At 64.7% G+C, this 26236-nt stretch carries 25 protein-coding genes and 3 tRNA genes; 6 read left to right on the forward strand and 22 right to left on the reverse strand.

From position 1 onward, the window contains the following. Nucleotides 1-56: 56 nt before the first annotated feature. The 13 genes from nuoK to QXZ94_RS11160 all read right to left on the reverse strand — a co-directional run bounded on the left by nuoK (nucleotide 57) and on the right by QXZ94_RS11160 (nucleotide 10667). Nucleotides 57-365, reverse strand: a complete 309-nt coding sequence (nuoK, locus tag QXZ94_RS11100) for an NADH-quinone oxidoreductase subunit NuoK (protein WP_006611001.1) — start codon at nucleotides 363-365, stop codon at nucleotides 57-59. Continuing rightward, nucleotides 362-1000, reverse strand: coding sequence for an NADH-quinone oxidoreductase subunit J (locus QXZ94_RS11105; RefSeq protein WP_315720437.1), 639 nt, complete (start codon nucleotides 998-1000; stop codon nucleotides 362-364). The genes nuoK and QXZ94_RS11105 overlap by 4 nt, the downstream gene beginning before the upstream one ends. Nucleotides 1001-1009: 9 nt before the next feature. Continuing rightward, complete coding sequence (gene nuoI / locus QXZ94_RS11110) at nucleotides 1010-1498, reverse strand: NADH-quinone oxidoreductase subunit NuoI (protein WP_006611003.1); 489 nt, start codon at nucleotides 1496-1498, stop codon at nucleotides 1010-1012. Between the two features lie 7 nt (nucleotides 1499-1505). After that, nucleotides 1506-2576, reverse strand: a complete 1071-nt coding sequence (nuoH, locus tag QXZ94_RS11115) for an NADH-quinone oxidoreductase subunit NuoH (protein WP_315720438.1) — start codon at nucleotides 2574-2576, stop codon at nucleotides 1506-1508. A 10-nt stretch (nucleotides 2577-2586) separates the two neighbouring features. Beyond that, nucleotides 2587-4656 (reverse strand): NADH-quinone oxidoreductase subunit NuoG, encoded by a 2070-nt coding sequence (gene nuoG / locus QXZ94_RS11120; protein WP_315720439.1) that lies wholly within the window; start codon nucleotides 4654-4656, stop codon nucleotides 2587-2589. A 96-nt stretch (nucleotides 4657-4752) separates the two neighbouring features. Further along, nucleotides 4753-6078 (reverse strand): NADH-quinone oxidoreductase subunit NuoF, encoded by a 1326-nt coding sequence (gene nuoF, locus QXZ94_RS11125; protein WP_315720440.1) that lies wholly within the window; start codon nucleotides 6076-6078, stop codon nucleotides 4753-4755. Nucleotides 6079-6097: 19 nt separating this feature from the next. Next, a complete protein-coding gene (locus tag QXZ94_RS11130; protein ID WP_315720441.1) occupies nucleotides 6098-6313 on the reverse strand; it encodes a hypothetical protein in 216 nt (71 codons plus the stop codon). Then, nucleotides 6310-6921 carry an NADH-quinone oxidoreductase subunit NuoE gene (nuoE, locus tag QXZ94_RS11135; protein WP_315720442.1) on the reverse strand — a complete coding sequence of 204 codons (612 nt, stop codon included), beginning with the start codon at nucleotides 6919-6921 and terminating at the stop codon, nucleotides 6310-6312. The genes QXZ94_RS11130 and nuoE overlap by 4 nt, the downstream gene beginning before the upstream one ends. Before the next feature lie 14 nt (nucleotides 6922-6935). Further along, complete coding sequence (locus tag QXZ94_RS11140) at nucleotides 6936-7895, reverse strand: FkbM family methyltransferase (RefSeq protein WP_315720443.1); 960 nt, start codon at nucleotides 7893-7895, stop codon at nucleotides 6936-6938. After that, a complete protein-coding gene (locus QXZ94_RS11145; protein ID WP_315720444.1) occupies nucleotides 7895-9091 on the reverse strand; it encodes an NADH-quinone oxidoreductase subunit D in 1197 nt (398 codons plus the stop codon). The genes QXZ94_RS11140 and QXZ94_RS11145 overlap by 1 nt, the downstream gene beginning before the upstream one ends. Before the next feature lie 14 nt (nucleotides 9092-9105). Continuing rightward, nucleotides 9106-9711 carry an NADH-quinone oxidoreductase subunit C gene (locus tag QXZ94_RS11150; RefSeq protein WP_315720445.1) on the reverse strand — a complete coding sequence of 202 codons (606 nt, stop codon included), beginning with the start codon at nucleotides 9709-9711 and terminating at the stop codon, nucleotides 9106-9108. Nucleotides 9712-9723: 12 nt separating this feature from the next. Then, nucleotides 9724-10305: a NuoB/complex I 20 kDa subunit family protein gene (locus QXZ94_RS11155; RefSeq protein WP_006611012.1), complete on the reverse strand. Its 582-nt coding sequence runs from the start codon at nucleotides 10303-10305 to the stop codon at nucleotides 9724-9726. Continuing rightward, nucleotides 10302-10667, reverse strand: a complete 366-nt coding sequence (locus QXZ94_RS11160; protein WP_006611013.1) for an NADH-quinone oxidoreductase subunit A — start codon at nucleotides 10665-10667, stop codon at nucleotides 10302-10304. The genes QXZ94_RS11155 and QXZ94_RS11160 overlap by 4 nt, the downstream gene beginning before the upstream one ends. 627 nt (nucleotides 10668-11294) lie before the next feature. Here QXZ94_RS11160 and QXZ94_RS11165 point away from each other — a divergent pair. Continuing rightward, entirely contained in the window at nucleotides 11295-11495 is a 201-nt protein-coding gene (locus tag QXZ94_RS11165; protein ID WP_172109606.1) for a hypothetical protein, read from the forward strand. Nucleotides 11496-11704: 209 nt separating this feature from the next. On the opposite strand, the gene QXZ94_RS11170 is transcribed toward QXZ94_RS11165, so the two are convergent. After that, a tRNA-Asp gene (locus tag QXZ94_RS11170) sits at nucleotides 11705-11781 on the reverse strand. A 497-nt stretch (nucleotides 11782-12278) separates the two neighbouring features. On the opposite strand from QXZ94_RS11170, the gene pepT reads away from it, so the two are divergent. Continuing rightward, nucleotides 12279-13535 carry a peptidase T gene (gene pepT / locus QXZ94_RS11175; protein ID WP_315720446.1) on the forward strand — a complete coding sequence of 419 codons (1257 nt, stop codon included), beginning with the start codon at nucleotides 12279-12281 and terminating at the stop codon, nucleotides 13533-13535. Between the two features lie 18 nt (nucleotides 13536-13553). Here the strand turns inward: pepT and QXZ94_RS11180 are convergent, their stop codons facing one another. Further along, on the reverse strand, nucleotides 13554-14411 hold the full coding sequence (locus tag QXZ94_RS11180; RefSeq protein WP_315726202.1) for a class I SAM-dependent methyltransferase: 858 nt from the start codon (nucleotides 14409-14411) through the stop codon (nucleotides 13554-13556). 221 nt (nucleotides 14412-14632) lie between these two features. Here QXZ94_RS11180 and QXZ94_RS11185 point away from each other — a divergent pair, with 221 nt between their 5' ends. After that, the gene (locus tag QXZ94_RS11185) at nucleotides 14633-15460 is read left to right on the forward strand and encodes a metallophosphoesterase family protein (protein ID WP_315720447.1); all 828 of its coding nucleotides are present in this window, start codon (nucleotides 14633-14635) and stop codon (nucleotides 15458-15460) included. Here the strand turns inward: QXZ94_RS11185 and QXZ94_RS11190 are convergent. Beyond that, a complete protein-coding gene (locus QXZ94_RS11190) occupies nucleotides 15399-15884 on the reverse strand; it encodes a Crp/Fnr family transcriptional regulator (RefSeq protein WP_315720448.1) in 486 nt (161 codons plus the stop codon). The genes QXZ94_RS11185 and QXZ94_RS11190 overlap by 62 nt on opposite strands. A 207-nt stretch (nucleotides 15885-16091) precedes the next feature. On the opposite strand from QXZ94_RS11190, the gene QXZ94_RS11195 reads away from it, so the two are divergent. Further along, the gene (locus QXZ94_RS11195) at nucleotides 16092-16292 is read left to right on the forward strand and encodes a hypothetical protein (RefSeq protein WP_315720449.1); all 201 of its coding nucleotides are present in this window, start codon (nucleotides 16092-16094) and stop codon (nucleotides 16290-16292) included. 30 nt (nucleotides 16293-16322) lie between these two features. Here QXZ94_RS11195 and QXZ94_RS11200 read toward each other — a convergent pair. From QXZ94_RS11200 to QXZ94_RS11225, 6 genes are all read right to left on the reverse strand, one after another. Then, nucleotides 16323-16399: transfer RNA gene (locus QXZ94_RS11200), tRNA-Val, on the reverse strand. Nucleotides 16400-16573: 174 nt separating this feature from the next. Beyond that, nucleotides 16574-18997: an endopeptidase La gene (gene lon / locus QXZ94_RS11205; protein WP_006611021.1), complete on the reverse strand. Its 2424-nt coding sequence runs from the start codon at nucleotides 18995-18997 to the stop codon at nucleotides 16574-16576. A 328-nt stretch (nucleotides 18998-19325) separates the two neighbouring features. Further along, nucleotides 19326-20600: an ATP-dependent Clp protease ATP-binding subunit ClpX gene (clpX, locus tag QXZ94_RS11210; RefSeq protein ID WP_172109611.1), complete on the reverse strand. Its 1275-nt coding sequence runs from the start codon at nucleotides 20598-20600 to the stop codon at nucleotides 19326-19328. Between the two features lie 443 nt (nucleotides 20601-21043). Next, nucleotides 21044-21676 carry an ATP-dependent Clp protease proteolytic subunit gene (locus QXZ94_RS11215; protein WP_006611023.1) on the reverse strand — a complete coding sequence of 211 codons (633 nt, stop codon included), beginning with the start codon at nucleotides 21674-21676 and terminating at the stop codon, nucleotides 21044-21046. Between the two features lie 298 nt (nucleotides 21677-21974). Continuing rightward, a complete protein-coding gene (tig, locus tag QXZ94_RS11220) occupies nucleotides 21975-23333 on the reverse strand; it encodes a trigger factor (RefSeq protein ID WP_315720450.1) in 1359 nt (452 codons plus the stop codon). Nucleotides 23334-23505: 172 nt separating this feature from the next. Further along, nucleotides 23506-23590 (reverse strand) — tRNA-Leu (locus tag QXZ94_RS11225). A gap of 185 nt (nucleotides 23591-23775) precedes the next feature. Here QXZ94_RS11225 and QXZ94_RS11230 point away from each other — a divergent pair. Together QXZ94_RS11230 and QXZ94_RS11235 are read left to right on the forward strand one after the other, a co-directional pair. Then, nucleotides 23776-25074 carry a multicopper oxidase domain-containing protein gene (locus QXZ94_RS11230; protein WP_315720451.1) on the forward strand — a complete coding sequence of 433 codons (1299 nt, stop codon included), beginning with the start codon at nucleotides 23776-23778 and terminating at the stop codon, nucleotides 25072-25074. Nucleotides 25075-25098: 24 nt separating this feature from the next. Continuing rightward, nucleotides 25099-26181, forward strand: coding sequence for an enolase C-terminal domain-like protein (locus QXZ94_RS11235; protein ID WP_315720452.1), 1083 nt, complete (start codon nucleotides 25099-25101; stop codon nucleotides 26179-26181). Nucleotides 26182-26236: the final 55 nt, after the last annotated feature.

Below are 26236 nucleotides of genomic sequence, written 5' to 3' on the forward strand. Positions count from 1 at the left end.
TCCCTTACGCATGACCTTGCCGGCGAGCCGGCCCCCACTGTTGCGGATCATGCGCCTTAGCCCTTCATCAGATTGACGTCTTCAACCGCGATCGAGCCGCGGTTGCGGAAATAGACCACCAGCACGGCCAGACCGATCGCCGCCTCGGCCGCGGCGACCGTCAGCACCAGCAGCGCGAACACCTGGCCGACGATGTCGCCGAGGAAGGTGGAGAACGCCACAAGGTTGATGTTGACCGCGAGCAGGATGAGCTCGACCGACATCAGGATGACGATGATGTTCTTGCGGTTCAGGAAGATGCCGAGGATGCCCAGCGTGAACAGCATCGCGGCGACCGCGAGGTAGTGCCCCAGTCCGATGGTCATTTCACCCACTCCGCGGCATCCGTGTCCTGCAGCCCCTGCCCGACCGCGACCTTGCGAACGGCCATCGCCATCTCAGGCGTGCGGGCGTTCTGGACGTTGATGTCCTGGCGCTTGACGCTGGCCTTGTGGCGCAGGGTCAGCACGATCGCGCCGATCATCGCCACCAGCAGGATCATGCCCGACAGCTGGAAGTAATGGACGTATTTCGTATAGAGCACGAGGCCGAGCGCCTCGGTGTTGGTGACGTTGGTCGGGATCGCCGCCGTGATCGCCTTTGGCGTCGTCGGGTTGATGACCCAGTACGACACCGTCAGCAGCAGCTCGAACAGGAAGATGCCGCCGACCACGAGACCAATCGGCATGTACTGCAGGAAGCCCTCGCGCAACTCCGTGAAGTCGACGTCGAGCATCATGATCACGAACAGGAACAGCACCGCGACCGCGCCGACATAGACGACGACCAGGATCATCGCCAGGAACTCCGCCCCCATCAGCACGAACAGGCCGGAGGCGTTGACGAAGGCGAGGATCAGATAGAGCACCGAGTGAACGGGGTTCTTCGAGACGATCACCATCACGGCCGAGGCCACGCAGACCGCCGCGAACAGATAGAAGAAGAGCGCAGGAAGGATCATCGGACGGCCTCAGCGGTACGGCGCGTCGAGCGCGATGGCTTTGGAGATTTCGCGCTCCCAGCGGTCGCCGTTCGCGAGTAGCTTGGCCTTGTCATAGTACAGCTCCTCGCGGGTCTCGGTCGCGAACTCGAAGTTCGGGCCCTCGACGATGGCATCCACCGGACAGGCTTCCTGGCACAGGCCGCAATAGATGCACTTCACCATGTCGATGTCATAGCGCACCGTACGGCGGGTGCCGTCGTTGCGGCGCGGGCCGGCCTCGATGGTGATCGCCTGCGCCGGGCAGACGGCCTCACAGAGCTTGCAGGCGATGCAGCGCTCTTCGCCGTTGGGATAGCGGCGCAACGCATGCTCGCCGCGGAAGCGCGGCGAGATCGGGCCCTTCTCGAACGGATAGTTCAGGGTCGGCTTCGGCTGGAAGAAGTAGCGCATCGCGAGGAAGAACGCGGAGACGAACTCCTGCAGCAGCAGCGACCGTGCAGTGGCGGAGATGTTCATGACAGCCTCATTTCGGCGCGATACCGGCGAAGTGCAGCACGCCCGCGACAACGACCACCATGGCCAGCGACAGCGGCAGGAACACCTTCCAACCCAGTCGCATCAACTGGTCGTAGCGGTAGCGCGGCACGATCGCTTTCGCCATCGCGATCAGGAAGAACATGAAGAACAGTTTCAGCGAGAACCAGATGACGCCCGGCACCCAGTTGAACGGCGGCAGGTCGATCGGCGGCAGCCAACCGCCGAGGAACAGGATGGTCGCCAGCGCGCACATCGTGGTGATCGCGACGTACTCGCCGAGCATGAACAGGAGATACGGCGTCGAGCCGTACTCGACCATGAAGCCGGCGACGAGCTCCGATTCCGCCTCGACCAGGTCGAAGGGCGGGCGGTTGGTCTCGGCCAGCGCCGAGACGTAGAACACCACGAACATCGGGAACAGCGGCCAGACGTACCAGTTCAGGATCGTCAGCTGCGGCAGGCCGATCAGGCTGGCGAGGCCGCGCGCATGCTGCGCCTCGACCACCGCCGAGAGGTTCAGGGTGCCGGCGCAGAGCAGAACGGTGATGATCACGAAGCCGATCGAGACCTCGTAGGACACCATCTGCGCCGCGGAGCGCAGCGCCGCCAGGAACGGATACTTCGAGTTCGACGACCAGCCGGCCATGATGATGCCGTAGATCGACAGCGACGAGATCGCGAAGATGAAGAGGATGCCGACATTGATGTCGGCGATCGCCCAGCCGAGATTGGTCGGGATCACCGCCCAGGCCGCTAGCGCGAGCACGCACGACACCAGCGGCGCCAGCAGGAACACGCCCTTGTTGGCGCCGGCCGGAATGATCGGCTCCTTGAGCACGAACTTCAGCAGGTCGGCGAACGACTGGAACAGGCCGAAGGGCCCGACCACGTTGGGACCCCTGCGGATCTGCACCGCCGCCCAGATCTTGCGGTCGGCGAGCAGGATGTAGGCGATCGCGACCAGGAGGACGACGAGGAGCAGCACGCTCTGCGCGATCATGATGATCAGCGGCCAGAGGAAGCCGGTCCAGAACGAGCTTGCGAAGAAATCAGCCATCAGGTCACGCTCACTCCGCTGCCGTCAGCATCTGCCCGGAGGCCAGGCGGGAGCATTCCGCCATGACCGCCGATGCGCGCGCGATCGGATTGGTGAGATAGAAGTCGTCGATGACAGGCTTGAACGGCGCCTTTTCGAGGCTACCGCCCTTGCCTGCCAGGGTCTTGATGTCGGCGATCTTGCCGGCCTCGATCTGGTCGATGCGGGCCAGATGCGGCACCGCCTTGATGATCTCGGCACGTAGCGCCGCCAGCGAGTCGTAGCCGAGCTTGCGCCCGAGCACGTCTGACAGCGCGCGGATGATCGCCCAGTCCTCGCGGGCCTCGCCCGGTGGGAACGATGCGCGCGCCGCGATCTGCACCCGGCCCTCGGTGTTGACGTAGAGGCCGGACTTCTCGGTGTAGGCGGCGCCCGGAAGGATGACGTCGGCGCGATGCGCGCCGCGGTCGCCATGGGTACCGATGTAGACCGTGAACACGCCCTCGGGCACCTCGACCTCGTCGGCGCCGAGCAGGAACATCACGTCCATGGTGCCGAAGGTGGTCATCTGTGCGCCGGTCAGGCCGGTGCCGTTGAAGCCGATGTCGAGCGCGCCGACGCGGGACGCGGTGTCGTGCAGCACCGCAAAACCGTTCCAGTCGTCGCGCACGGCGTTGACGTCCATCGCGATCTTGGCGGCGAGCGCCAGGATCGCGCCGCCGTCGTGACGCGCGGCCGCGCCGGCGCCGACCAGCACGATCGGGTTCTTGGCGTTGCGGAAGGTGGTTGCGAAGGAGTGCTTGCCGGCGGCGACGTCGCTCAGCGAGTCCGTGCCCGCGCCGATGTGCTCATAGGCATAGGTCAGATCGGCCTTGGGGCCGACCAGACCGACCTTGAGCTGGCCCGAGCGCCAACGCTTGCGAATGCGGGCGTTGAGCACGGCCGCTTCCTTGCGCGGATTGGCGCCGATGATCAGGATCGCGTCGGCCTGCTCGATGCCGGCGATGGTCGGATTGAACAAATAGGACGAACGGCCAAGCTTGGCGTCGAAGCTGTCACCGCCCTGCACCGCCACGTTGGTCGAGCCGAGCTTCGCGAGCAGATCCTTCAGCGCATACATCTCCTCGACGGCCGCGAGATCGCCGGCGATGGCGCCGATCCGCTTGCCGTCGATGCGCGACAGTTTTGCGGCGATCGCCTTGAACGCCTCCGGCCATGTGGCCGGGCGCAGTTTGCCATCCTCGCGGACGTAGGGACGATCCAGCCGCTGCGTCCGCAGGCCGTCGACGACGTGACGGGTCTTGTCGGAGATCCACTCCTCGTTCACGGCGTCATTGATGCGCGGCAGGATGCGCATCACCTCGCGACCGCGGGTGTCGACGCGGATCGCCGAGCCCACGCCATCCATGACGTCGATCGACTGCGTCTTGCCCAGCTCCCACGGACGCGCCGCGAAGGCATAGGGCTTAGAGGTCAGCGCGCCGACCGGGCAGATGTCGACCAGATTGCCCTGCAGCTCCGAGCTCAGCGCCTGCTCGAGATAGGTCGTGATCTCCATGTCCTCGCCACGGCCTGTCGCGCCCATTTCCGGCACGCCGCAGACTTCCGCCGAAAAGCGGACGCAGCGCGTGCACTGGATGCAGCGGGTCATCGAGGTCTTGACGAGCGCGCCGAGATATTTGTCCTCGACGGCACGCTTGTTCTCGGCGTAGCGGCTGGTGTCGACACCATAGCCCATCGCCTGGTCCTGCAGGTCGCACTCGCCGCCCTGGTCGCAGATCGGGCAATCCAAGGGATGGTTGATCAGAAGGAATTCCATCACGCCTTCGCGTGCCTTCTTGACCATCGGCGACCGCGTCGAGATCTCCGGCGGCTCGCCCTTCGGGCCCGGCCGGCAGTCGCGCACGCCCCAGGCGCAGCTCGCGACCGGCTTCGGTCCGCCCTTCACCTCGACGAGGCACATCCGGCAGTTGCCGGCGATCGACAGCCGCTCGTGATAGCAGAAGCGCGGAATCTCGGCGCCCGCCGCCTCGCACGCCTGCAGCAGCGTGTACTCCGGCGGCACATCGATCTCTTTGCCATCGATGATGATCTTGGTCATTGCCTCACATCTCTCTCAAACCACGGACCACCGCGCCGCGCGCCGAGAGGGCGCAAGCGCGGAGGAAAACCTTGCTGGCGGATCGGACCGCCATACCTACTCCGCCGCCACCATGTGCGCGGGATCGCGCACGCCGACGTCATCGACGTCAGCCTTGTGCGAATACTGATCGATCCGCGCTTCGATCTCGTGACGGAAATGCGTGATCAGGCCCTGGATCGGCCAGGCCGCGGCGTCGCCCAGCGCGCAGATCGTGTGCCCCTCGATCTGCTTGGTGACCTCCAGCAGCATGTCGATCTCGCGCTTGTGGGCGCGGCCCTCGGCCATGCGGGTCAGCACGCGCCACATCCAGCCGGTGCCCTCGCGGCACGGCGTGCACTGGCCGCAGCTCTCATGCTTGTAGAAATAGGAGATGCGCGCGATCGCCCGGATCAGGTCGGTCGACTTGTCCATCACGATGACGGCCGCGGTCCCCAGGCCCGAGCGCAGCTTGGAAAGGCTGTCGAAATCCATCGGCGTGTCGATGATCTGCTCGGCCGGCACCATGCGCACCGACGAGCCGCCGGGAATGACGGCCTTCAGATTGTCCCAGCCGCCGCGGATGCCGCCGCAATGCTTCTCGATCAGCTCGCGGAACGGGATGCCCATCGCCTCTTCGACGTTGCAGGGCCGCTCGACGTGACCGGAGATGCAGAACAGCTTGGTGCCGACATTGTTCGGCCGGCCGATGCCGGCGAACCAGGACGCACCGCGGCGCAGGATGGTCGGCGCGACCGCGATCGACTCGACGTTGTTGACGGTCGTCGGGCAGCCATAGAGGCCGACATTGGCCGGGAATGGCGGCTTCAGCCGCGGCTGGCCTTTCTTGCCCTCGAGGCTCTCGAGCAGCGCGGTCTCTTCGCCGCAGATATAGGCGCCGGCGCCATGCGCGACATAGATGTCGAACGGCCAGCCATGGATGTTGTCCTTGCCGACCAGCTTCGCGTCATAGGCCTGATCGATCGCCGCCTGCAGCCGCTCGCGCTCCCGGATGAACTCGCCGCGCACATAGATGTAGCAGGCATGCGCGTTCATCGCGAAGCTGGCGATCAGGCAGCCCTCGACGAGATGATGCGGATCGTGCCGCATGATCTCGCGATCCTTGCAGGTGCCGGGCTCGGACTCGTCGGCATTGACCACGAGATAGCTCGGCCGGCCGTCGGTCGATTCCTTCGGCATGAACGACCATTTCAGGCCCGTCGGAAAGCCGGCGCCGCCGCGGCCGCGCAGCCCCGACGCCTTCATCTCGTTGATGATCCAGTCGCGCCCCTTGTCGATCAGCCCCTTGGTGCCATCCCAGCTGCCGCGCCGGCGCGCGCCTTCGAGGCCCCAATCGTGCAGGCCGTAGAGGTTGGTGAAGATGCGGTCCTTGTCGTCGAGCATCAGACGGCTTCCTCTGAGATCAGCGGTTCGACTGCATGGTGGCGATGAAGGTGGCGCAGCCGCCAAACACCAGGGCCCACAGCAGACTGGACTCCAGCGTCGCGTTCAGCGCGAACCGCTGCAGTACGAAAATGAAAGCGGCGGCAGCAAGCGTATGCAGCGCCACGTAGCGCCAGTTCTTCATCGCGGCGCCCTCTTGGGTCAGGGCCGCAACGCGGATGCGATTGCGGCTCATGTCTTCTCCTTCAGCGTGGTCGGCCCGCCCGCCGGCGCCGAGAACTGGCGCCCGTTCTGCGGACCCGGCGTCGGCAGATTGCCGGTCGCGAAGCCGTCGAGCACCTTGCCGAAGCTCTCCGGCGTCAGGTCCTCGTAGGTATCCTTCCAGACCTGCACCATCGGCGCATTCACACAGGCGCCCAGGCACTCGACTTCTTCCCAGCTGAAGTCGCCGTCCTTGGAGAGGTGGAAGGGATCGTGATGGATCCGGTGCTTGCAGACCTCGATCAGCTCCTCGGCGCCGCGCAGCCGGCACGGCGTGGTGCCGCAGACCTGGACATGCGCCTTCTTGCCGACCGGCTGCAGCTGGAACATCGTGTAGAAGGTCGCGACCTCGAGCACGCGGATATAGGGCATGCCCAGCATGTCGGCGACCACGCGGATGGCCGCTTCCGAAACCCAGCCCTCGTTCTGCTCCTGCGCGCGCCACAGGATCGCGATCACGGCCGAGGCCTGGCGGCCTTCCGGGTATTTGGCGATCTGGGCCTTGGCGAAGGCGAGGTTTTCATCCGTGAACGCAAAGCTCGCGGGCTGGAGGTCCTTCGGGGCAAGACGGCGGACGGACATGGCTCTCTAGTCTTTCATTGCATGCGGCGCGCGGCACTTGCATTGAGCGCTGCGACGCGATTCTGCCAGAAGGCACTTGCAGTTCCGAACACGTTGTAGCCGACGTGCGTGGATACCTTGATACGGTCGAGGATCGACAGCTCGGTCACGGTCTCGAATCGGCCGCTCGCGGGGTCGTAGACCATCAGCTGCATCGGCGTCTGGTCGAGGATGTAGCGCGACACCGTGTGATTGCGGTCCTGCCCGTGCTCCTCGCACAGGATCATGCTGTCGGTCGCGAGCAGCCGGGCCCCGCCCTTGATCGCCTCGATCTCCACGCCCTCGACGTCGAGCTTGATCAGGTACTTTCCGGACGCAGCGACCTTGCCGTCGTCGATGAGGTCGTCGAGCGCCATCACCGGCACCTGCTCACCGTCAGCGCCATCGCCGGCGATGCTGAAGGCCTCATGCTTGGTCCCGCTCAGGTGCGCAACGCCGCGGCGTTCGCCGATCGCGCACTTCATGACCTCGAAGCGGCCGCCATTGATCTTGGAATTGTTGGCGAGCTTGGCGAAGTTCGCCGACGACGGCTCGATCGCGATCGCCTTGTGCGATCCATACGGCGCGCTCGACACCAGCACAGACCAGTAGCCGTAATTGGCGCCGCCATCGATGAAGGTGTAGTCGACATCGACGCTGCCGAGAAACAGCAACTCGAGCTCGTCCTCATAGTGATAGGCGCGGTTGAGCAGCTTGCTCCAATAACCGTCCCCATAGGGAAACTCGAACACCGCATCCGGGTTGAGCTTCACTGCGAGGTTGCGTTCCGGCAGCGCGAGGCGCAGCAGATTGGCGCAGCGATTGTAGCCGCGATGCGAGAAGTGCGACGAGATCTTCGAGCCGGTGGACAGCGCCAAGGCAGCCGTGCGCTCCCAGAGGTTCGCTCCTTCGAGCGCCCCGGAAGCACGATCGAACTGGATCGGCGCATGGCCCATCAGCGATCCACCTCCCCGAACACGATGTCGAGCGAGCCGAGAATGGCCGAGACGTCGGCGAGCAGATGGCCGCGGCACAGGAAGTCCATCGCCTGCAGATGGGCGAAGCCCGGCGCGCGGATCTTGCACTTGTAGGGCTTATTGGTGCCGTCGGAGACGAGATAGACGCCGAACTCGCCCTTCGGCGCCTCGACTGCGGCGTAGATCTCGCCGGGCGGAACGTGAAAGCCCTCGGTGTAGAGCTTGAAGTGATGGATCAGCGCTTCCATCGAACGCTTCATCTCGCCACGGCGCGGCGGCGAGATCTTGTTGTCGGTGATCAGCACCGGCCCCTGTCCATCAGGCGCGCGCAGCTTGGCAATGCACTGCTTCATGATGCGCACGGACTGGCGCATCTCTTCCATGCGGATCAGATAGCGGTCGTAGCAGTCGCCATTCTTGCCGATCGGAACGTCGAAATCCATCTCGGCGTAGACGTCGTAAGGCTGCGACTTGCGCAGGTCCCAGGCGGCGCCGGAGCCGCGCACCATCACACCGGAGAAGCCCCACTCCCAGGCCTGCTTCAGGGTGACGACGCCGATGTCGACATTGCGCTGCTTGAAGATGCGGTTGCCGGTGAGCAGCTGGTCGAGATCGTCGACCACCTTCAGGAACGGATCGCAGAACGCGTCGATGTCGTCGATCAACTTCGGCGGCAAGTCCTGGTGGACGCCGCCGATGCGGAAGTAGTTGGCGTGCATGCGCGAGCCGGAGGCGCGCTCATAGAACACCATGAGCTTCTCGCGCTCCTCGAAGCCCCACAGCGGCGGGGTCAGCGCACCGACGTCCATGGCCTGCGTGGTGACGTTGAGCAGATGCGACAGCAGCCGGCCGATCTCGGAATAGAGCACGCGGATCAGCTGGCCGCGGCGCGGCACCTCGATGCCGAGCAGACGCTCGGCGGCGAGGCAGAACGCATGCTCCTGGTTCATCGGCGCGACGTAGTCGAGCCGATCGAAGTACGGCATCGCCTGCAGATAGGTCTTGGTCTCGATCAGCTTCTCGGTGCCGCGGTGAAGCAGGCCGATATGCGGATCGACGCGCTCCACGACCTCGCCGTCCAGTTCCAGGACGAGACGCAGCACGCCGTGCGCGGCCGGATGCTGCGGCCCGAAGTTGATCGTAAAATTGCGAAGTGCCGGGCTCTGCTCGTTCATGCCTGCGCTCCCACTCACTTCGTCGCTTTCTCATCGCCCGGCAGCGGATAGTCCGCGCCTTCCCAGGGCGAGAGAAAATCGAACTTGCGGAATTCCTGGTTGAGCCGGACCGGCTCGTAGATCACCCGCTTCTCCTGGTCGTCGTAGCGCACCTCGACGAAACCGGTTGTCGGGAAGTCCTTGCGCAGCGGGTGGCCGTCGAAGCCGTAATCGGTCAGCAGCCGGCGCATGTCGGGATGGCCGACGAAGATCACGCCATAGAGGTCGTAGGCCTCGCGCTCGAACCAGTCGGCGCCCGGGAAGACGTCGATGATCGAGGGCACCTGGGTCGTCTCGTCGGCTTCGGCCTTGAGCCGGATGCGGGTATTCATCGTCGGCGACAGGAAGTGATAGACGACCTCGAAGCGCTTGGCGCGCTCGGGATAATCGACCGCCGTGATGTCGGTGAAGTTGATGAACCGGCAACCGGGGTCATCGCGCAGATACTTCACGACCTCGACGATCCGGGCGGGCTCCACGGTCACCGTGAGTTGGTTGAAAGCAACCGAATGCCCGATCGCCGCGCCGGGAAGCGCGCTCACGATCGTCTGCCCAAGGGCGTCGAGCCTGCCGTCGTCCATAACGAAAAACCTTCAGCGTTCGATGGTGCCGGTGCGCCGGATCTTCTTCTGCAGCAACAGAACACCGTACAGCAGCGCTTCCGCGGTCGGCGGACAGCCGGGCACGTAGATGTCAATGGGAACGATACGGTCGCAGCCGCGGACCACCGAATAGGAATAGTGGTAGTAGCCGCCGCCATTGGCGCAGGAGCCCATCGAGATGACGTAGCGCGGCTCCGGCATCTGGTCGTAGACTTTGCGCAGCGCCGGCGCCATCTTGTTGGTCAGGGTGCCGGCGACGATCATCACGTCGGACTGGCGCGGCGAGGCGCGCGGCGCGAAGCCGAAGCGCTCGACGTCGTAGCGCGGCATCGAGACCTGCATCATCTCGACGGCGCAGCAGGCCAGACCGAACGTCATCCACATCAGCGAGCCCGTACGGGCCCAGGTGATGAGATCGTCAGCGGTGGCGACGAAGAATCCCTTGTCCGACAGCTCGTGCTTGACCTCGAGGAAATACGGGTCGTTGGCACCAACAGGCCTGCCGGTCGCGGGATCGAGAATGCCCTTGGGGGCCGGTGCGATCACCGGACCGGAGGACGGGGTCGGGCTCAATCCCATTCAAGCGCGCCTTTCTTCCATTCGTAGGCAAACCCGACCGTCAGCACGGCCAGGAACACCAGCATCGACCAGAAGCCGGCCGCGCCGAGCTTGCCGAATGCGACTGCCCAGGGGAACAGGAAGGCGACTTCGAGGTCGAAGATGATGAAAAGGATGGCAACCAGATAGAAGCGGACATCGAACTTCATGCGGGCGTCGTCGAACGCATTGAAGCCGCACTCGTAAGCCGAGAGCTTCTCGGGATCGGGCTGCTGGTAGGCGACCACGAAGGGCGCGATCAGCAGCACCACCCCGATGATGGCCGCGACACCTATGAAAACGACGAGGGGGAGATAGTTCTGAAGGATGCCGGTCATCGGCGCCACTTTCCTCTGCGGTTTCGGTGCAAACCGCAGACTCGCTGCATTGGAATTGGTCGAAGCCTTAGCGCAGCGCACCAAGCCGCGCAAGACGAGCCGTCTCGCCGCCGTCATCCCTCCCCACATTGCGGAGTGCCGGACACACAGCAGCCCGTGGCAAGGCCAGGACGCGTGCGCGGCCGGCATCGCAGACCCGCAGCATTACGGTGTCGCATGTCACGTGACCAACGCGGACGGGCAGCGGTCGCAAGCACGCACGGCGTTGTGCGCATGCCAGAGATAGGCGGAAACAGGCTGCGACGCGGCGACCGAGCGGGAGCGACTGATCGCGATTGGGCGATCGTCCGATACGCAACCGCCATCGGCTAGATGGCCGCCGTCGGCCGCCGAATCAAGGTCATCCACAGCACGGAGCCGTGACAAGCCATGGGCCCGGCTCGACCTGGCCAAGGGCAAAGACCGAATGCCGGTCGATCCGCCCCACCGCGCCGCTTACTCCCGATTGCCGCAGCGAGCGCTGCAACCGATGAAACCATTTTGAGGAAACCAAGAAACCGGATCGAAACAAAGCGAAGGTACACATCCCGGCAACAAAGTGGCGCTCTGAGACGCCGGGAGGCTGACATGAACCACTCGATCCATTCCGCAGACCGCTCGACCCATCTGAAGATCGTGGTCGTGGCCCTCATCGCCGGCATCGCCGTGACCGCGTTCGGGATCGCGGCCCGGACCAATGCCGACTACAGCCAGACGGCCTCGCATGCGCCGGTCAAGGCCGGCAAGCCGGTCGTCGTGACCAGTTCCAACGGCTCGATGGTGCGTTGAGCATCGAAGGCGCCGCGCCGATCAGCTTCGGATGCCCGTCGGGCCGCCCTCGTGGCGGCCTTTTTCGTGGGCGCAGTCCGCCAGAGGTCGCATCGCACGCGCCGCCCCCGCTGCGCAGCGGCCGCCTTGTCCAAGACAGACGGGCGCGGATGCACGAGACGGTGCGCACTGGAAGCAGGATCGGGCTGAGGGAGATGAGCCATCTGAAATGGCGCGAGAGACGGGGCTCGAACCCGCGACCTCCGGCGTGACAGGCCGGCGCTCTAACCAACTGAGCTACTCCCGCGTGATCGCGAAATCCGCGGAGGAGTGCGACTTAAAGGGGCGATGTTTCGAAGTCAAGGACAATGAAACCGATTTGTGAGAAGTCGTTGATGAGCCCCCAACAGACCAACCAGTCATGCCCCTGGCAGCCATGCCGGTGTCCCTCGAGCTCAGGGTTCGCGGGCCTGGCGCCGTGGCCGAACGCTCCGATCGTCACCTTTGGCTGCCGCCGCCGAGGCATATGTCCGCAGGCATCGGAGGGACAGAGCGACAGGTGGAAGGATCTCCGAATCGGACCATGTTCGATAAGGCGCCCGCTGGCGCTCCGAAGCGCGAGGAAGCTCGCCAAGTCTCGTCCCGTTCTGAACTCAATATCGCCATTGGTGCGTCGAGACTTTCTACCCGCGGCGTGACACATTAGTGGCTGCTTCGCAGATCTGGTATGTGGTATACGCAAAGTTGATATATTAGTATGTTTGCTATGACGGTAACATAATCCTCTCGACTTTCGTGGTGCTCATGTCCGACACGTCGCTCCGCTTCACCCACTCCGTCCTCGACCGATTCCTCCGCTATGTCGTGATCGACACTCAGTCCGATCCGACTTCGCCGACATGCCCTTCCACCATCAAGCAGAAGAATCTCGGCCGGCTGCTCGCGGCCGAGTTGCAGGCGATGGGGCTGTCCGATGCTCATCTCGACGAGCACGGCTACGTCTATGCAACGATCCCGGCGACGACCGACAAGCGGGTGCCCGTGATCTGCTTCTGCTCGCATATGGACACCTCGCCCGACTGCTCGGGCGCCAACGTGAAGCCGCAGATCGTCCGCAACTATCAGGGCGGCGAGATCGTCCTGCCGGGCGACTCCAGCCAGGTGATCCGTCCGGGCGAGCACCCGGCACTGAAGGACCAGATCGGCAACGATATCGTCACCTCGGACGGCACGACGCTGCTCGGCGCCGACAACAAGGCCGGCATCGCCGAGATCATGGACGCGGCGCAATTCCTGCTGAGCAATCCCCAGATCAAGCACGGCACGATCAAGATCCTGTTCACGCCGGATGAGGAGATCGGGCGCGGCGTCGACCGGGTCGACCTGAAGAAGCTCAGCGCCGATTTCGGCTACACGATGGACGGCGAGACCGCCGGGAATATCGAGGATGAGACCTTCTCCGCCGACGGCGCGACCATCACCATCAACGGCGTCAGCGCCCATCCCGGCTTTGCCAAGGGCAAGATCGAGCACGCCATCAAGATTGCATCGGCCATCGTCGATCGCCTGCCGAAGGACACGTGCTCGCCGGAAACCACCGAGGGCAAGGAGGGCTTTCTGCATCCGGTCGGGATCTCCGGCACGCTGGAGCAGGCACGGCTCGATTTCATCGTGCGTGATTTCAGCGAACAGGGATTGCGGCAGAAGGAGGCGCTGCTGGAGGATGTCGTCAGGGACGTCATGACGAACTATCCGCATTCCAGCTACCGGATGGAGGTCCGGCAGCAATACCGCAACATGAAGGAGGTCATCGATCTACATCCCGAGATCGTGACCTATGCCGAGGACGCGATCCGGCGTGCCGGGCTCACGCCGGTGCGCACCTCGATCCGTGGCGGCACCGACGGCTCGCGGCTGTCCTTCATGGGGCTGCCCTGCCCCAACATCTTCGCAGGCGAGCACGCCTTCCACTCCCGGCAGGAGTGGGTCAGCGTCCGCGACATGGAGAAGGCGGTGCAGACCATCGTCCATCTGGCGATGATCTGGGAGGAGCGCTCCTGAGGACCGCCCGGTACGGCCTCAGGCGCGCGCCGTCACCAGCCAGATCGAGCCCGGCAGCGTGACGCTGCCGCCATCCTGATGCTGCGCAAGCAGTTCGCTCACCGAGAGCCGCGCCGCCTCGCGCGTCTCCGCCGGGTGCCCCTCCAGCGCGCGGCTGGCGGGGCCGATCTCGAACGCCGATTGCACCGCGGCGTCCAGCCCCTGCCCGCGCGCGATGTCGAGCGACAGAGCGTGCGGCTGCAGCGCGACATCGGTGAAGCCGGCTTCGCCGAGGATCCGCGTCACCCGCGCCTCGGATGCGAACGCGAACGGGCCGGGATCCTCCGGCGCCATCTCCGGCAGCTTCGGGACATGGCGATACACCGCCTGCAGCGGCGCGATCATCCAGGGATTGGCCTTCGGCTCGCGCCAGCAGGCGAACACGACGCGCCCGCCCGGCTTCAGCGCGCGGCGCATGTTGGCGAAGGATGCCACGGGGTCGGCGAAGAACATCACGCCGAAACGCGAGACGAGCAAATCGAAGCTCGCAGCCGGGAACGGATGCACGGTGGCGTCGGCCAGCACGAACTCGGTGGCAAGCCCGGCCGGCACCACCGCGCGCGCCCGCTCCAGCATCGGCGCGGAGATGTCGACCCCGAGCACATGTCCGCCAGGGTTCACCTGCCGGGCGAGCGCGATCGAAAGACCACCGCAGCCGCAGCCGATGTCGAGGATGCGATCACCCGGCTTTGCGGCAATGCGCTCGATCAGGATCTGCGACACCGGGGCGAGCAGGATGTCCTGCGCCTCCTGACGATCCGACCAGCGCTGGCCGCCGGGCCCGTTCCAGTAGGCGATCTGGTCGGCGTTGCGGTCGTCTCCTGAAGGCAATTGCATGATGCGCCTTGTCTGGTTGAGGTCATCGTGAGAGCTGGCATCGCGCATGCGCGCGTCTTGCCTGTCAAGGCCCGCGCGCGCGATGTCGCGCCAACATCATACCACCGGCGTCGACAGACCAGGAAACGTCCTGGTCTTGCTGGCGTCCACGGCATCGAGATGCAATAGCGGGGGCATAATATGGTCCCGCTCTTGCTTCGATCCTGCGCGTCAGGAGCCTCATGCGCTGTCTCATCGTTGCCGATCTTCACTACACGTTGCCGCAGTTCGACTGGCTGGTCGCGGCGGCCGAGCATTTCGACATGGTGGTGTTCGCCGGCGATGCGCTCGACCTCGCCTCGATCGTCGACATCCGCGCGCAGATCGTCGTCGTGAAGAAGTATCTCGGGCTGCTCGCCGCCAGGACGCGCGTGATGATCTGCTCCGGCAATCACGACCTGGAGGAGCGTAGCGCGGACGGCGAGAAGATCGCGGCCTGGATCGGCACCGTTCGCGCGCTCGGCATCGCCTCCGATGGCGACGATCTCCTGGTCGGCGGCATCATGTTCTCGGTCTGCCCGTGGTGGGACGGCCCGCGCGTGAAGGCCGCGATCGCGCGCCAGCTCGAAGCCGCCGCCGCCCGCAGGCCCGATCGCTGGATCTGGGTGCATCACGCGCCGCCCGCCAACTCTCCCGTCAGTTGGGGCGGCAAGCGCTTCTTCGGCGACACCGAGCTCGAAGGCTTCATCGCACGGCATCGGCCGGCCATGGTGATCTCCGGCCACGTCCATCAGTCGCCCTTCATCAAGGACGGCTCGTGGTTCGATCGCTTAGGGGAGACCTGGGTGTTCAACACCGGGCGGCAGCCCGGACGGCCGCCGACCTACATGGTGCTCGACACCGACGAGCAGCGCGCCTTCTGGCTGGCGGCGGGGCAAGCCGAATGGATCGACCTCGCCGCGCCCCTGCAGCGCCCGGCGCAGCCGGTGACATCAGCGCCGGACTGGCTCAGAGCCGTGGATCGGATTCCAGATCCGTTCCTGGCGCGACCTGCTGCGGCGGCAGGTTGATCATGCTCTGCAGAACGTCGCCGACCATCGCGAGATGCGTGCCGTGGCCGGCATATTGCCGCTTGAGGTCGGCGAGATAGGTGTTGGCGACATTGAGACGCTGCGCCAGCATGCGGGCGATGGCGAGCGTCGCCTCGGGATTTTCAGTGAGGAAGCGCGGCGCATCCGGGATCTCGTAGATCCGGCACTCGGCCAGCGCCCGCACGGTCGCCGTGTGCGGCTGCTCCAGCAGCAGCGACATCTCGCCGAACAGCGCGCCGGGCTCGGAGACGACCGCCACCGTGGCGCCGGCCTTGATCACCTCCAGACGTCCTTCGAGCAGGATGTAGAGATGCCCGGTGCTGTGGCCCTCCTGGAGCAGCTCGGTGCCCGCGACAATGGCGCGCTCGTGTCCGCCGGTGCAGTGGCGCAGGAAGTCGGTCATCGGTTCGTCCGCGAAGTTTCACCACGCGAGGCTAACCGAACAACAGCCGGTCGCCACGCAAAATCATCCTGGTTCGCACCAGTTGCCGAAAAGGAATCTAAACCCTGTCTGTCGCAGGCATCGCCGCGCAGCTATGTCTCGCCAGGAGGCTGTGGTACAGCTATGCTGCCACCTGAAATGGTTGTCTGAATAGTGGAATGGGGTGTGATGCAACAATGGCTGATGGAGCTGATCGTCTCCTGGCTCCCCTTCATCATTCTGATCGGGGTTTGGTTCTGGCTTGGCCGCGGCGGCTCATTGACGATGGTCGCTCGGTTGCACGAGCAGCAGCTCGATGAAACCAAGCGCACGAACGTGCTCCTGGAGAGGATTGCCTTGGGCCTGGAGAATCTGCGTTCGCCGCGATAGCAGCTCGGCGCGCGATCCGACTATTGCGAATGGTAGGCGGCGAGAGATTCGAACTCCCGACCCTCTCGGTGTAAACGAGATGCTCTAACCAGCTGAGCTAGCCGCCCTCACGTCGCGCTTCTTTACCCCCTGCCCGACGTGCAATCAACGCCGGAACCGCACCGCAGCGCGGGAAAGCCTGCTTCGCTACCGCGACTTTTGGGACACCCCAGCAAGGCCAGAGCGATCCGCAAACGAAAACGGCGCCCTTACGGGCGCCGTTTCTTGGATCAGTTCGATCCTCAGTGGGCGGTCAGGCCGCCGGCGGCTTCGTCGCCGTCGGCCTTCACCGGCACCTTGGTGTCCTCTTCCCAGACGATCGGCACCGGCTTGCGGACCAGGGCCCGAGCCACGACGTCGTCGAGACGAGCCACCGGGATGATCTCCATGCCGCCCTTGATCGCATCGGAAATCTCCGTGAGATCCTTGGCGTTGTCCTCGGGGATCAGCACCGTCTTGATGCCGCCGCGCGCGGCAGCCAGCAGCTTCTCCTTCAGACCGCCGATCGGCAGCACCCGACCACGCAGCGTGATCTCGCCGGTCATCGCGACGTCGTGACGGACCGGAATGCCGGTCATCACCGAGATGATGGTCGTCGCCATGGCCACGCCGGCCGAGGGGCCGTCCTTCGGGGTTGCCCCCTCCGGCACGTGGACGTGGATGTCGCGCCGGTCGAACAACGGCGGCTCGATGCCGTAGTTGATCGCCCTGGAGCGGACGAACGAGGCCGCCGCGGAGATCGACTCCTTCATGACGTCGCGCAGATTGCCCGTCACCGTCATCTTGCCCTTGCCGGGCATCATGACGCCTTCGATCGTCAGCAGCTCGCCGCCGACATCCGTCCACGCCAGACCCGTCACGATGCCGACCTGGTCGTCGCTCTCGATTTCGCCGAAGCGGTACTTCGGAACACCCAAGAATTCCTCGACGGTCTTCTCGGTGATCTTCACCGACTTCTTCTTGGACATCATGAGCTCCTTCACGGCCTTGCGGGCCAGTGTGGAAATCTCACGCTCCAAATTACGCACGCCCGCCTCGCGGGTGTAGCGCCGGATCACGAGCAGCAACGCGTCGTCGTCGATCGACCACTCCTTCGAGTCCAGGCCGTGCTTGGAGATCGCGCTGGGGATCAGGTGCTTGCGGGCAATCTCGAGCTTTTCGGTCTCGGTGTAGCCCGCGATGCGGATGATCTCCATGCGGTCCATCAGCGGTCCCGGAATATTCAGCGTATTCGCGGTCGTGATGAACATCACGTTGGACAGGTCGTAGTCGACCTCCAGATAGTGATCGTTGAACGTCGTGTTCTGCTCGGGGTCCAGGACCTCCAGCAGCGCCGACGACGGGTCACCCCGGAAGTCCGAGCCCATCTTGTCGATCTCGTCCAGCAGGAACAGCGGATTCGAGGTCTTGGCCTTGCGCATGGACTGGATGATCTTGCCGGGCATCGAACCGATATAGGTCCGGCGATGACCACGGATCTCCGCCTCGTCGCGCACGCCGCCCAGCGACACGCGAACGAACTCGCGGCCCGTGGCCTTCGCGATCGACTTGCCGAGCGAGGTCTTGCCGACGCCGGGAGGTCCGACCAGGCACAGGATCGGGCCGGTCAGCTTGTTGGCGCGCGACTGCACGGCGAGATACTCGACGATGCGGTCCTTGACCTTCTCCAGACCATAGTGATCCGCATCCAGGACCGCCTGCGCGGCCTCCAGATCCTTCTTCACCTTGGACTTCTTGTTCCACGGAATCGACAGCAGCCAATCCAGATAGTTGCGCACGACGGTCGCTTCCGCGGACATCGGCGACATCTGGCGCAGCTTCTTCAATTCGTGCTGGGCCTTCTCGCGTGCTTCCTTGGAGAGCTTGGTCTTGTTGATGCGCTCTTCCAGATCGGCGAGCTCGTCGCGGCCGTCCTCGTCACCCAGCTCCTTCTGAATGGCCTTCATCTGCTCATTCAGGTAGTACTCGCGCTGGGTCTTCTCCATCTGGCGCTTGACACGCGAGCGGATGCGCTTCTCGACCTGCAGCACCGAGATCTCGCTCTCCATCAGGCCCAGCACCTTCTCCAGGCGCGTGGTGACGGACAGCGTCTCCAGGATGCCCTGGCGATCGGCGATCTTGACGGCGAGATGCGAGGCAACGGTGTCCGCCAGCTTGCCGAAATCGGTGATCGACTGAACGACGCCGACCACTTCCGCCGAGATCTTCTTGTTCAGCTTCACATAGCTCTCGAAGTCCGACACGACGGAGCGGCCCAGCGCTTCGGCCTCGACCGACTTGGCATCGGTGTCCTCGAGCGCGACGGCGGTGGCTTCGTAGTAGTCGGCACGATCGGTGTACTTCTCGACGCGCGCGCGCTCCAGGCCTTCGACCAGCACCTTCACGGTGCCGTCGGGCAGCTTCAGGAGTTGCAGCACGCTGGCGAGCGTCCCGGTCTCGTAGATCGCATCCGGAGCTGGATCATCGTCGGACGCGTTCTTCTGCGTCGCCAGCATCACCAGCGCGTCGTTCTTCATCACCTCTTCGAGGGCGCGGATGGACTTCTCGCGGCCGACGAACAGCGGAACGATGTTGTGCGGGAAGACGACGATGTCGCGGAGCGGCAGAACCGGATAAGCGTGGCTCTCGCCGTAAACGATGGTCGGCCGGGGTTTGGGGGTCGTCATGGCCTGTTCCTTTTGTTTAGCCCCCTTGCACGCAGTCCGCCATCGTGCGCAACCGCCACAAGGTGCGATCTGATCCGGACATCACTGACGCGTCGATATCGCCCGCTTGTTTCGGATCGTTTGTTGAGGCGAATCCCGGGATTGAGATTTGTATCGCCACGCGACATTAGGTGGCTATCGACCCGGGGGGTGTCAAGTATCGGTAAACACCCGCCAAAAATGGCTTTACGCGGCGGGATACTGAAACGCTGCGATGCCGCGGACGCGAGGTCCGCAGCGATCGCCAATCCAACAAATCGAGGTCTTCTGTCTATGGTACCAGCGCGCGTCACGCGCTGGCGCTGCTTTCCACCGCGCGATCGGAACGATCGGCGTAGATGTAGAGCGGACGGGCGGTGCCCTCGACCACCTCGCGCGAGATGACCACTTCCTCGACGCCTTCGAGACCCGGCAGGTCGAACATCGTCTCGAGCAGAATGCTCTCGAGGATCGACCGCAGGCCGCGCGCACCGGTCTTGCGCTCGATGGCCTTGCGGGCCACTGCGCCCAGCGCCTCGTCGGCGAAGGTCAGCTCGATGTTCTCCATTTCGAACAGCCGCTGATACTGCTTCACCAGCGCGTTCTTCGGCTCGGTCAGGATCTTCTTCAGCGAGTTCTCGTCCAGATCCTCGAGCGTCGCCACGACCGGCAGACGGCCGACGAACTCCGGGATCAGGCCGTACTTCAGGAGATCCTCGGGCTCGACGTGACGGAAGATCTCGCCGGTGCGGCGGTCTTCCGGCGCCAGCACCTGGGCGGCGAAGCCGATCGAGGTCGACCGGCCGCGCGCCGAGATGATCTTCTCGAGGCCGGAGAACGCACCACCGCAGATGAACAGGATGTTGGTGGTGTCGACCTGCAGGAATTCCTGCTGCGGATGCTTGCGGCCACCCTGCGGCGGAACCGATGCAACCGTGCCTTCCATGATCTTGAGCAGCGCCTGCTGGACACCCTCGCCCGACACGTCGCGGGTGATAGAGGGATTGTCCGACTTGCGACTGATCTTGTCGATCTCGTCGATGTAGACAATGCCACGCTGCGCACGCTCGACATTGTAGTCGGCGGCCTGCAGCAGCTTCAGGATGATGTTCTCGACGTCCTCACCGACATAGCCGGCCTCGGTCAGGGTCGTCGCATCCGCCATCGTGAACGGCACGTCGAGGATGCGGGCGAGCGTCTGCGCGAGCAGCGTCTTGCCCGAGCCGGTCGGACCGATCAGCAGGATGTTCGACTTCGCGAGCTCGACGTCGGAGTGCTTGGTCTGGTGGTTGAGCCGCTTGTAGTGGTTGTGCACGGCGACCGACAGCACCTTCTTGGCATGGTTCTGACCGATCACGTAATCGTCGAGAACCTTGCAGATCTCCTTCGGGGTCGGAATGCCGTCGCGCGACTTGACCAGCGAGGACTTGTTCTCCTCGCGGATGATGTCCATGCAGAGCTCGACGCACTCGTCGCAAATGAAGACGGTTGGACCTGCGATCAGTTTGCGGACTTCGTGCTGGCTCTTACCGCAGAACGAGCAATATAGCGTGTTCTTGGCATCGCCCTGGCCGACCTTACTCATTCCTGTCTCCGTCCGCGGTTCGCTCTTGTCCGCTCGTTCGCTCCGATCCGGCAAAGGCCGGTCCAGATTGGTGAAAGAGCAAATTTCGTACCAAAATTAAGACCTTGTTCTTCACCCGCCGTGCACCCACGGCCTACGCGAATCCCCCACGATCCATAACTGGACACTCTAGCCAATCATGCTGTCATCCGACTATCAAGAATTCGCTAATCGGAGGACAGACCCTAGACCGTGACATTACCGTGATTTTGGGGCTTGACACGGTAAGAACACGCGAAATCGGCTGAACGTTGCGGGTTTGCCACGCCTGTTTGCCGGTTGCACGGCAGGGTTGCGGCCCTTTTGAGACCCTACCTCAGCACCTTTCCCAGCCGAAGCCGGCAAAGGAGCCGCCGTTGCATCCCGAGGCCCGCGCATCGGGCCCCGCCTCGCTTATTGTTGGCTCACTTGCCCATCGCCGCCGGATCTTCCGGCCGCTTGTCGAGCACCTTGTCGATCAGGCCGAACTCCTGGGCGGCTTCCGCCGTGAGGAATTTGTCGCGTTCCAGCGCATCCTCGATCGCCTTGTAGGGCTGGCCGGTGTGCTTGACGTAGATCTCGTTGAGCCGCTTCTTCAGGCTCAGGATCTCCTGGGCATGCAGCATGATGTCGGTCGCCTGGCCCTGGAAGCCGCCGGACGGCTGATGCACCATGATGCGCGAGTTCGGCAGCGAGAAGCGCATGTCCTTGTGGCCGGCGCACAGCAGCAGCGAGCCCATCGAGGCCGCCTGGCCGGTGCACAACGTCGATACCGCAGGACGGATGAACTGCATCGTGTCGTAGATCGCGAGGCCCGACGTCACCACGCCGCCCGGCGAGTTGATGTACATCGCGATCTCCTTCTTCGGGTTCTCGGCCTCGAGGAAGAGCAGCTGCGCGACGATCAACGTCGCCATGCCGTCCTCGACCGGACCGGTCACGAAGATGATGCGCTCCTTCAGGAGGCGCGAGAAGATGTCGTAGGCGCGCTCACCGCGGTTGGTCTGCTCGACCACCATGGGCACAAGGTTCATATAGGTTTCGACGGGATCGCGCATGAATCACCCAAGGGTTGGACCAGCAGTTGAAGACGACTGGCCGCCGCAGGTGAGGCTCGTTCAGCGAGCAGCGACGGACAGTGGCCCCGTGATGCAGAACTTCAAGACCGAGCCCACAGATATGGACCAATTTCCCGGTGACAAGACCGGGTATCCTGGCCAACCGCAAGCGAGGTCGTTGTCCTGTTCAAGCTGATTCCCGCCGCGGCGGCCAGCGCCGGAACAAAGCTGACCGGCGCTTTCGCCGGTCAACCTTAATCATGCGCTGATGTCGCAAACCCGACCGACGGTGGCCCGATCAGGCCGCCTTGTCGCTGTCGTCGTCCTTGAACAGCTCGTCCTTGGAGACCTTCTTCTCGGTCACGTTGGCGAGTTCGAGGATGAAGTCGACGACCTTGTCCTCGTAGATCGGCGCGCGCAGCTGCGCGAGCGCCTGCGGGTTGCTGCGATAGAAGTCCCAGACCTCCTTCTCGCGGCCCGGCATCGAGCGCGCGCGCTCGATCACGGCGCGGCTGACCTCGTCGTCGGTCACGGTGATCTTGTTCTTCTCGCCGATCTCCGACAGCACCAGGCCGAGACGCACGCGGCGGTCGGCGATGGTGCGGTACTCCTCCTTCGCCTTGTCCTCGGTGGTGTTCTCGTCGGCAAAGGTCTTGCCGCTGGAGTCCATCTCGGCCTTGACCGAGTTCCACATCAGGTTGAACTCCTCGTCGATCAGCGACGGTGGCGCATCGAACTTGTGGGTCTCGTCGAGACGATCGAGCAGCGCGCGCTTCACGCGCTGACGGGTCGCCTGGTTGAACTCGCCGGCGAGACGATCGCGCATCAGCTGCTTCAGCTTGTCGAGCGATTCGAGGCCCAGCGTCTTGGCGAACTCGTCGTCGACGACCTTGTCCTCCGGCGCCTCGATGGCGGTCGCGGTGGTCTCGAACTCCGCGGCTTTGCCGGCCAGCTCGTTGTTCAGATAGTTGGTCGGGAACGAGACCTTCAGCGTGCGCGTCTCGCCTGCGCCGATGCCGATCAGCTGATCCTCGAAGCCAGGAATGAAGGTGTTCGAGCCGATCACGACGTCGATGCCCTCGCCCGTCCCACCGTCGAAGGCGACGCCGTCGATCGTGCCCTTGAAGTTGATCTTCACGCGGTCACCGCTCGCGGCCTTCGCGCCGTCCGCCTTGGCGGCATAGCTGCGGTTGGCATCGGCCAGGCGCTTGATCGCCTCGTCGACGTCGGCATCGGTGATGTCGGCGACCGGCTTCTCGACGGCGAAAGTCTTGAAGTCGGCGAGCGCGATTGCGGGAACGACCTCGATCGCCACGGTGTAGGTCAGGTCGGTCTGGCCGGCGAGAATCTTCTCGATCTCGGCTTCCTCGGTCGGCATCGTCACCTTCGGCTCGGTGGCGAGACGGAAGCCGCGCTCGGTGAAGATCTGCGTGTTGGTGTCGCGGATGGTCTGGTCGATGGTCTCGGCCATGACCGACTTGCCGTAGATCTTCTTCAGATGCGCGACCGGCACCTTGCCGGGCCGGAAGCCGTTGATGCGGACCTTGTCCTTCATGTCCACCAGCCGCGCATCCGCCTTGGCGTCGAGATCGGCCGCGGGAACGCTGATCTGGAACTCGTGCTTCAAGCCTTCCGACAAGGTTTCTGTGACCTGCATGGCGTCAATCTTCTTCCGCTTCGGCCCGGACCCTTGCGATCCGAACACACCTGATTCAATTGTGGACGACGCGCGGCAACGAGCCTTGCGCCGGTGGGATCGGTGCCCCCGCTCTCCTGTCGCAGGAGCACGGATGCGCCGTGAAACTTGGGGCAAACGCCGGAGAAGCGCTTGGTGCGGGCGGAGGGACTCGAACCCCCACAACTTTCGTCACTGGAACCTAAATCCAGCGCGTCTACCAGTTCCGCCACGCCCGCGTGAACTGCATCGATAGCCCGGCCGCGATGCCGCGGGCGGCGCGGCTTATACCACGCGCGAAACCGTCCGCAGCAAAAAAATGGGCCCAACAAGCACCCGCGGCCGGCCGATCGGCCAAGCTCGCGGCACACATAAGGGAAAACGACATGATCCGCATCCCCCTCAACGCACAATGTTTTGTCGCATGACGCAGCCCGTCGAGGGGGTCAGCCGCCGCGCCGTGCTCGGCGGCTTTGCCGCAGCCTGGGCGACCTCGTTCCCACAGCTTTCGCCGGCTGCCGAACGGATGGCCGTCGCCTTGGAGGCGCGGGCCGAATCCCTGCCGCTGGCCCCCGGCCGGAGCCCCGCTCGGGTCTGGCAGCTTGCGGGAGGCGGCCCGGTGGTCCGGCTGGCGCGCGGGAGCGCGCTCGATCTCGCTTTCGCCAACGGGCTTACGATACCGGCGGCGATGTCCGTCCGCGGCCTTGCAATGCCGACGCCGCTGCTGAAGCAGCCGCCGGTCGGACCGGGCGGACGCGCCACGATCGCGGCCGCGGGCCCGCGCGCCGGGACCGGTCTCCTCGACCTGCGGCTGCTCGCTGATGCCGCCGCCGCGCCGATCCGGCCGCTGCCTCTCATCGTTGACGAGGCCACAGCGGTAACCATTGACCACGATGAGGTTTTCCTGGTCGAGGACTTCCGGCTCAAGCCCGACGGCACGGCGATCGCACCGGGCACCGACCCGAAGGAGTCCGAGCTGCTCTACACCGTCAACGGACAGCTGCAGCCGGAGATCGCGCTGCGCGCCCAGGCGCGGGTCAGGCTTCGGTTCATCAATGGCTGCCACCGTGCTGTGATCGCGATCAAAATCGCCGAGCTCGGGGACGTCAGGGTGATGGCCATCGACAGCCAGCCCGCCGAGCCGTTCCTCGCCCGCAACGGCGCCGTGGTGTTGCCGCCCGGCGGCCGCACCGACGTCTTCATCGACATGCCCGCCGCCAAGGCGCCGCTGCAAGTGCTGCTGCACGACGGCACCTCGGCGCGCGCGGTGGCGCGCCTGAGGCAGGCAAACGAGCCGCCGCTGCGCGCCGCGCCCCTGCCCCCTCCGGCGCCCCTGCCCGGGAACGGCTTGCCCGACAAGCTCGACCTCCGCTCGGCGGTTCGCGCCGAGCTGGCACTCGACGGACCTGACTGGCGCCCACCGACCCAGTTCAATGCCGGCAGCGCGCCCGCCTTCCGGGCCAAGCCCGGACGCGTCGTCGTGCTGGCTCTGGCCAACAAGACCGCCGGAGCGATGGTGGTCCACCTGCATGGCCAGCCGTTCCGGCTGCTCGACCGGCTCGACGATGGCTGGAAGCCCTATTGGCTGGACACGCTCGCCCTGGACGCCGGCCAGACCCAGCGCATTGCGTTCCTGGCCGAGCAACAGGGCCGTTCCCTGATCGAGAGCATGGCCGCGAACTGGGCGGCGCCGCGCCTCGTCCGGTGGTATGAAATCGATTGAGGAAACGAACCAGGGAGAACTCCCATGACCATTGCCGCGATCACCGGCGTCACCGCGCGCGCCGTCGTCACGCCGATGAAGCGCCCGTTGCGCAACGCCTTCGGCATCATCGATGCCGGTCCACTGGTGCTGATCGACGTCACGACCGATCAGGGGGTTACCGGCCATTCCTATCTGTTCGCTTACACCCGGCTCGCCTTGAAGCCGCTGGTGCAACTGGTCGAGGAGATCGGCCGCGAGCTCACCGGCAAGGCGCTGGTGCCGTTCGAACTGATGAAGGCCATGGACGCCAAATTCCGCCTGCTCGGCTGGCAGGGGCTGGTCGGCATGGCCGTCTCCGGCCTCGACATGGCGTTCTGGGATGCGCTGGGTCAGATCGCCGGCAAGCCGGTCGTCGAGCTGCTTGGCGGCTCCGCACGCCCCATTCCCGCCTATGACAGCTACGGCGTGCTCGACGCCAAGGACGACGCGCGCACCTTGCGCATCGCCTGCGACGAGCACGGCTTCCGCGCCATCAAGACCAAGGGCGGCCACGGCGACCTCGCCACCGACGAGGCCATGATCAAGGGGCTGCGCGCTCTGCTCGGTCCCGACATCGCGCTGATGCTCGACTTCAACCAGTCGCTCGATCCCGCTGAGGCCACGCGCAGAATTACGCGTCTCGCCGATTACGATCTGACCTGGATCGAGGAGCCGGTGCCGCAGGAGAATCTCTCCGGTCACGCCCGGGTACGCGAGCGTTCGGAGATCCCGATCCAGGCCGGCGAGAACTGGTGGTTTCCGCGCGGCTTCGCCGAGGCCATTGCCGCCGGCGCCTCCGACTTCATCATGCCCGACCTGATGAAGGTCGGCGGCATCACCGGCTGGCTCAACGTCGCAGGCCAGGCCGATGCCGCCTCGATCCCGATGTCGAGCCACATCCTGCCCGAGGCGAGCGCCCATGTGCTGGCGGTGACGCCGACGGCGCACTGGCTCGAGGTGCTGGACTTCGCCGGCGCCATCCTCGCCGAGCCCTTGCAGGTGATCGACGGCAAGGTGACCGCAAGAGGCCCGGGCCTAGGTCTCGTCTGGAACGAGAGCGCAGTGGCGAAGTATCAGGTGACGTGAGCTCGTCTCGGACTGCCTGCGAGACGTGCAGGCGTCACCACACCCACAACTGTCA

Source organism: Bradyrhizobium sp. SZCCHNS2022, assembly GCF_032377575.1.
Taxonomy (GTDB): domain Bacteria; phylum Pseudomonadota; class Alphaproteobacteria; order Rhizobiales; family Xanthobacteraceae; genus Bradyrhizobium; species Bradyrhizobium aeschynomenes.

What these genes read in the sequence shown, in the direction of transcription:
- tig (WP_315720450.1), bottom strand. Translation starts at nt 23,333, where the DNA reads ATGCAGGTCACAGAAACCTTGTCGGAAGGCTTGAAGCACGAGTTCCAG.
- lon (WP_006611021.1), bottom strand. Translation starts at nt 18,997, where the DNA reads ATGACGACCCCCAAACCCCGGCCGACCATCGTTTACGGCGAGAGCCAC.
- nuoG (WP_315720439.1), bottom strand. Translation starts at nt 4,656, where the DNA reads ATGACCAAGATCATCATCGATGGCAAAGAGATCGATGTGCCGCCGGAG.
- nuoK (WP_006611001.1), bottom strand. Translation starts at nt 365, where the DNA reads ATGACCATCGGACTGGGGCACTACCTCGCGGTCGCCGCGATGCTGTTC.
- nuoE (WP_315720442.1), bottom strand. Translation starts at nt 6,921, where the DNA reads ATGTCCGTCCGCCGTCTTGCCCCGAAGGACCTCCAGCCCGCGAGCTTT.
- QXZ94_RS11150 (WP_315720445.1), bottom strand. Translation starts at nt 9,711, where the DNA reads ATGGACGACGGCAGGCTCGACGCCCTTGGGCAGACGATCGTGAGCGCG.
- QXZ94_RS11180 (WP_315726202.1), bottom strand. Translation starts at nt 14,411, where the DNA reads ATGCAATTGCCTTCAGGAGACGACCGCAACGCCGACCAGATCGCCTAC.
- pepT (WP_315720446.1), top strand. Translation starts at nt 12,279, where the DNA reads ATGTCCGACACGTCGCTCCGCTTCACCCACTCCGTCCTCGACCGATTC.
- clpX (WP_172109611.1), bottom strand. Translation starts at nt 20,600, where the DNA reads ATGAGTAAGGTCGGCCAGGGCGATGCCAAGAACACGCTATATTGCTCG.
- QXZ94_RS11190 (WP_315720448.1), bottom strand. Translation starts at nt 15,884, where the DNA reads ATGACCGACTTCCTGCGCCACTGCACCGGCGGACACGAGCGCGCCATT.
- QXZ94_RS11185 (WP_315720447.1), top strand. Translation starts at nt 14,633, where the DNA reads ATGCGCTGTCTCATCGTTGCCGATCTTCACTACACGTTGCCGCAGTTC.
- QXZ94_RS11105 (WP_315720437.1), bottom strand. Translation starts at nt 1,000, where the DNA reads ATGATCCTTCCTGCGCTCTTCTTCTATCTGTTCGCGGCGGTCTGCGTG.
- QXZ94_RS11145 (WP_315720444.1), bottom strand. Translation starts at nt 9,091, where the DNA reads ATGAACGAGCAGAGCCCGGCACTTCGCAATTTTACGATCAACTTCGGG.
- QXZ94_RS11140 (WP_315720443.1), bottom strand. Translation starts at nt 7,895, where the DNA reads ATGGGCCATGCGCCGATCCAGTTCGATCGTGCTTCCGGGGCGCTCGAA.
- QXZ94_RS11160 (WP_006611013.1), bottom strand. Translation starts at nt 10,667, where the DNA reads ATGACCGGCATCCTTCAGAACTATCTCCCCCTCGTCGTTTTCATAGGT.
- QXZ94_RS11215 (WP_006611023.1), bottom strand. Translation starts at nt 21,676, where the DNA reads ATGCGCGATCCCGTCGAAACCTATATGAACCTTGTGCCCATGGTGGTC.
- QXZ94_RS11230 (WP_315720451.1), top strand. Translation starts at nt 23,776, where the DNA reads ATGACGCAGCCCGTCGAGGGGGTCAGCCGCCGCGCCGTGCTCGGCGGC.
- nuoF (WP_315720440.1), bottom strand. Translation starts at nt 6,078, where the DNA reads ATGCTCGACGACAAGGACCGCATCTTCACCAACCTCTACGGCCTGCAC.
- QXZ94_RS11195 (WP_315720449.1), top strand. Translation starts at nt 16,092, where the DNA reads ATGCAACAATGGCTGATGGAGCTGATCGTCTCCTGGCTCCCCTTCATC.
- nuoH (WP_315720438.1), bottom strand. Translation starts at nt 2,576, where the DNA reads ATGGCTGATTTCTTCGCAAGCTCGTTCTGGACCGGCTTCCTCTGGCCG.
- nuoI (WP_006611003.1), bottom strand. Translation starts at nt 1,498, where the DNA reads ATGAACATCTCCGCCACTGCACGGTCGCTGCTGCTGCAGGAGTTCGTC.
- QXZ94_RS11165 (WP_172109606.1), top strand. Translation starts at nt 11,295, where the DNA reads ATGAACCACTCGATCCATTCCGCAGACCGCTCGACCCATCTGAAGATC.
- QXZ94_RS11130 (WP_315720441.1), bottom strand. Translation starts at nt 6,313, where the DNA reads ATGAGCCGCAATCGCATCCGCGTTGCGGCCCTGACCCAAGAGGGCGCC.
- QXZ94_RS11235 (WP_315720452.1), top strand. Translation starts at nt 25,099, where the DNA reads ATGACCATTGCCGCGATCACCGGCGTCACCGCGCGCGCCGTCGTCACG.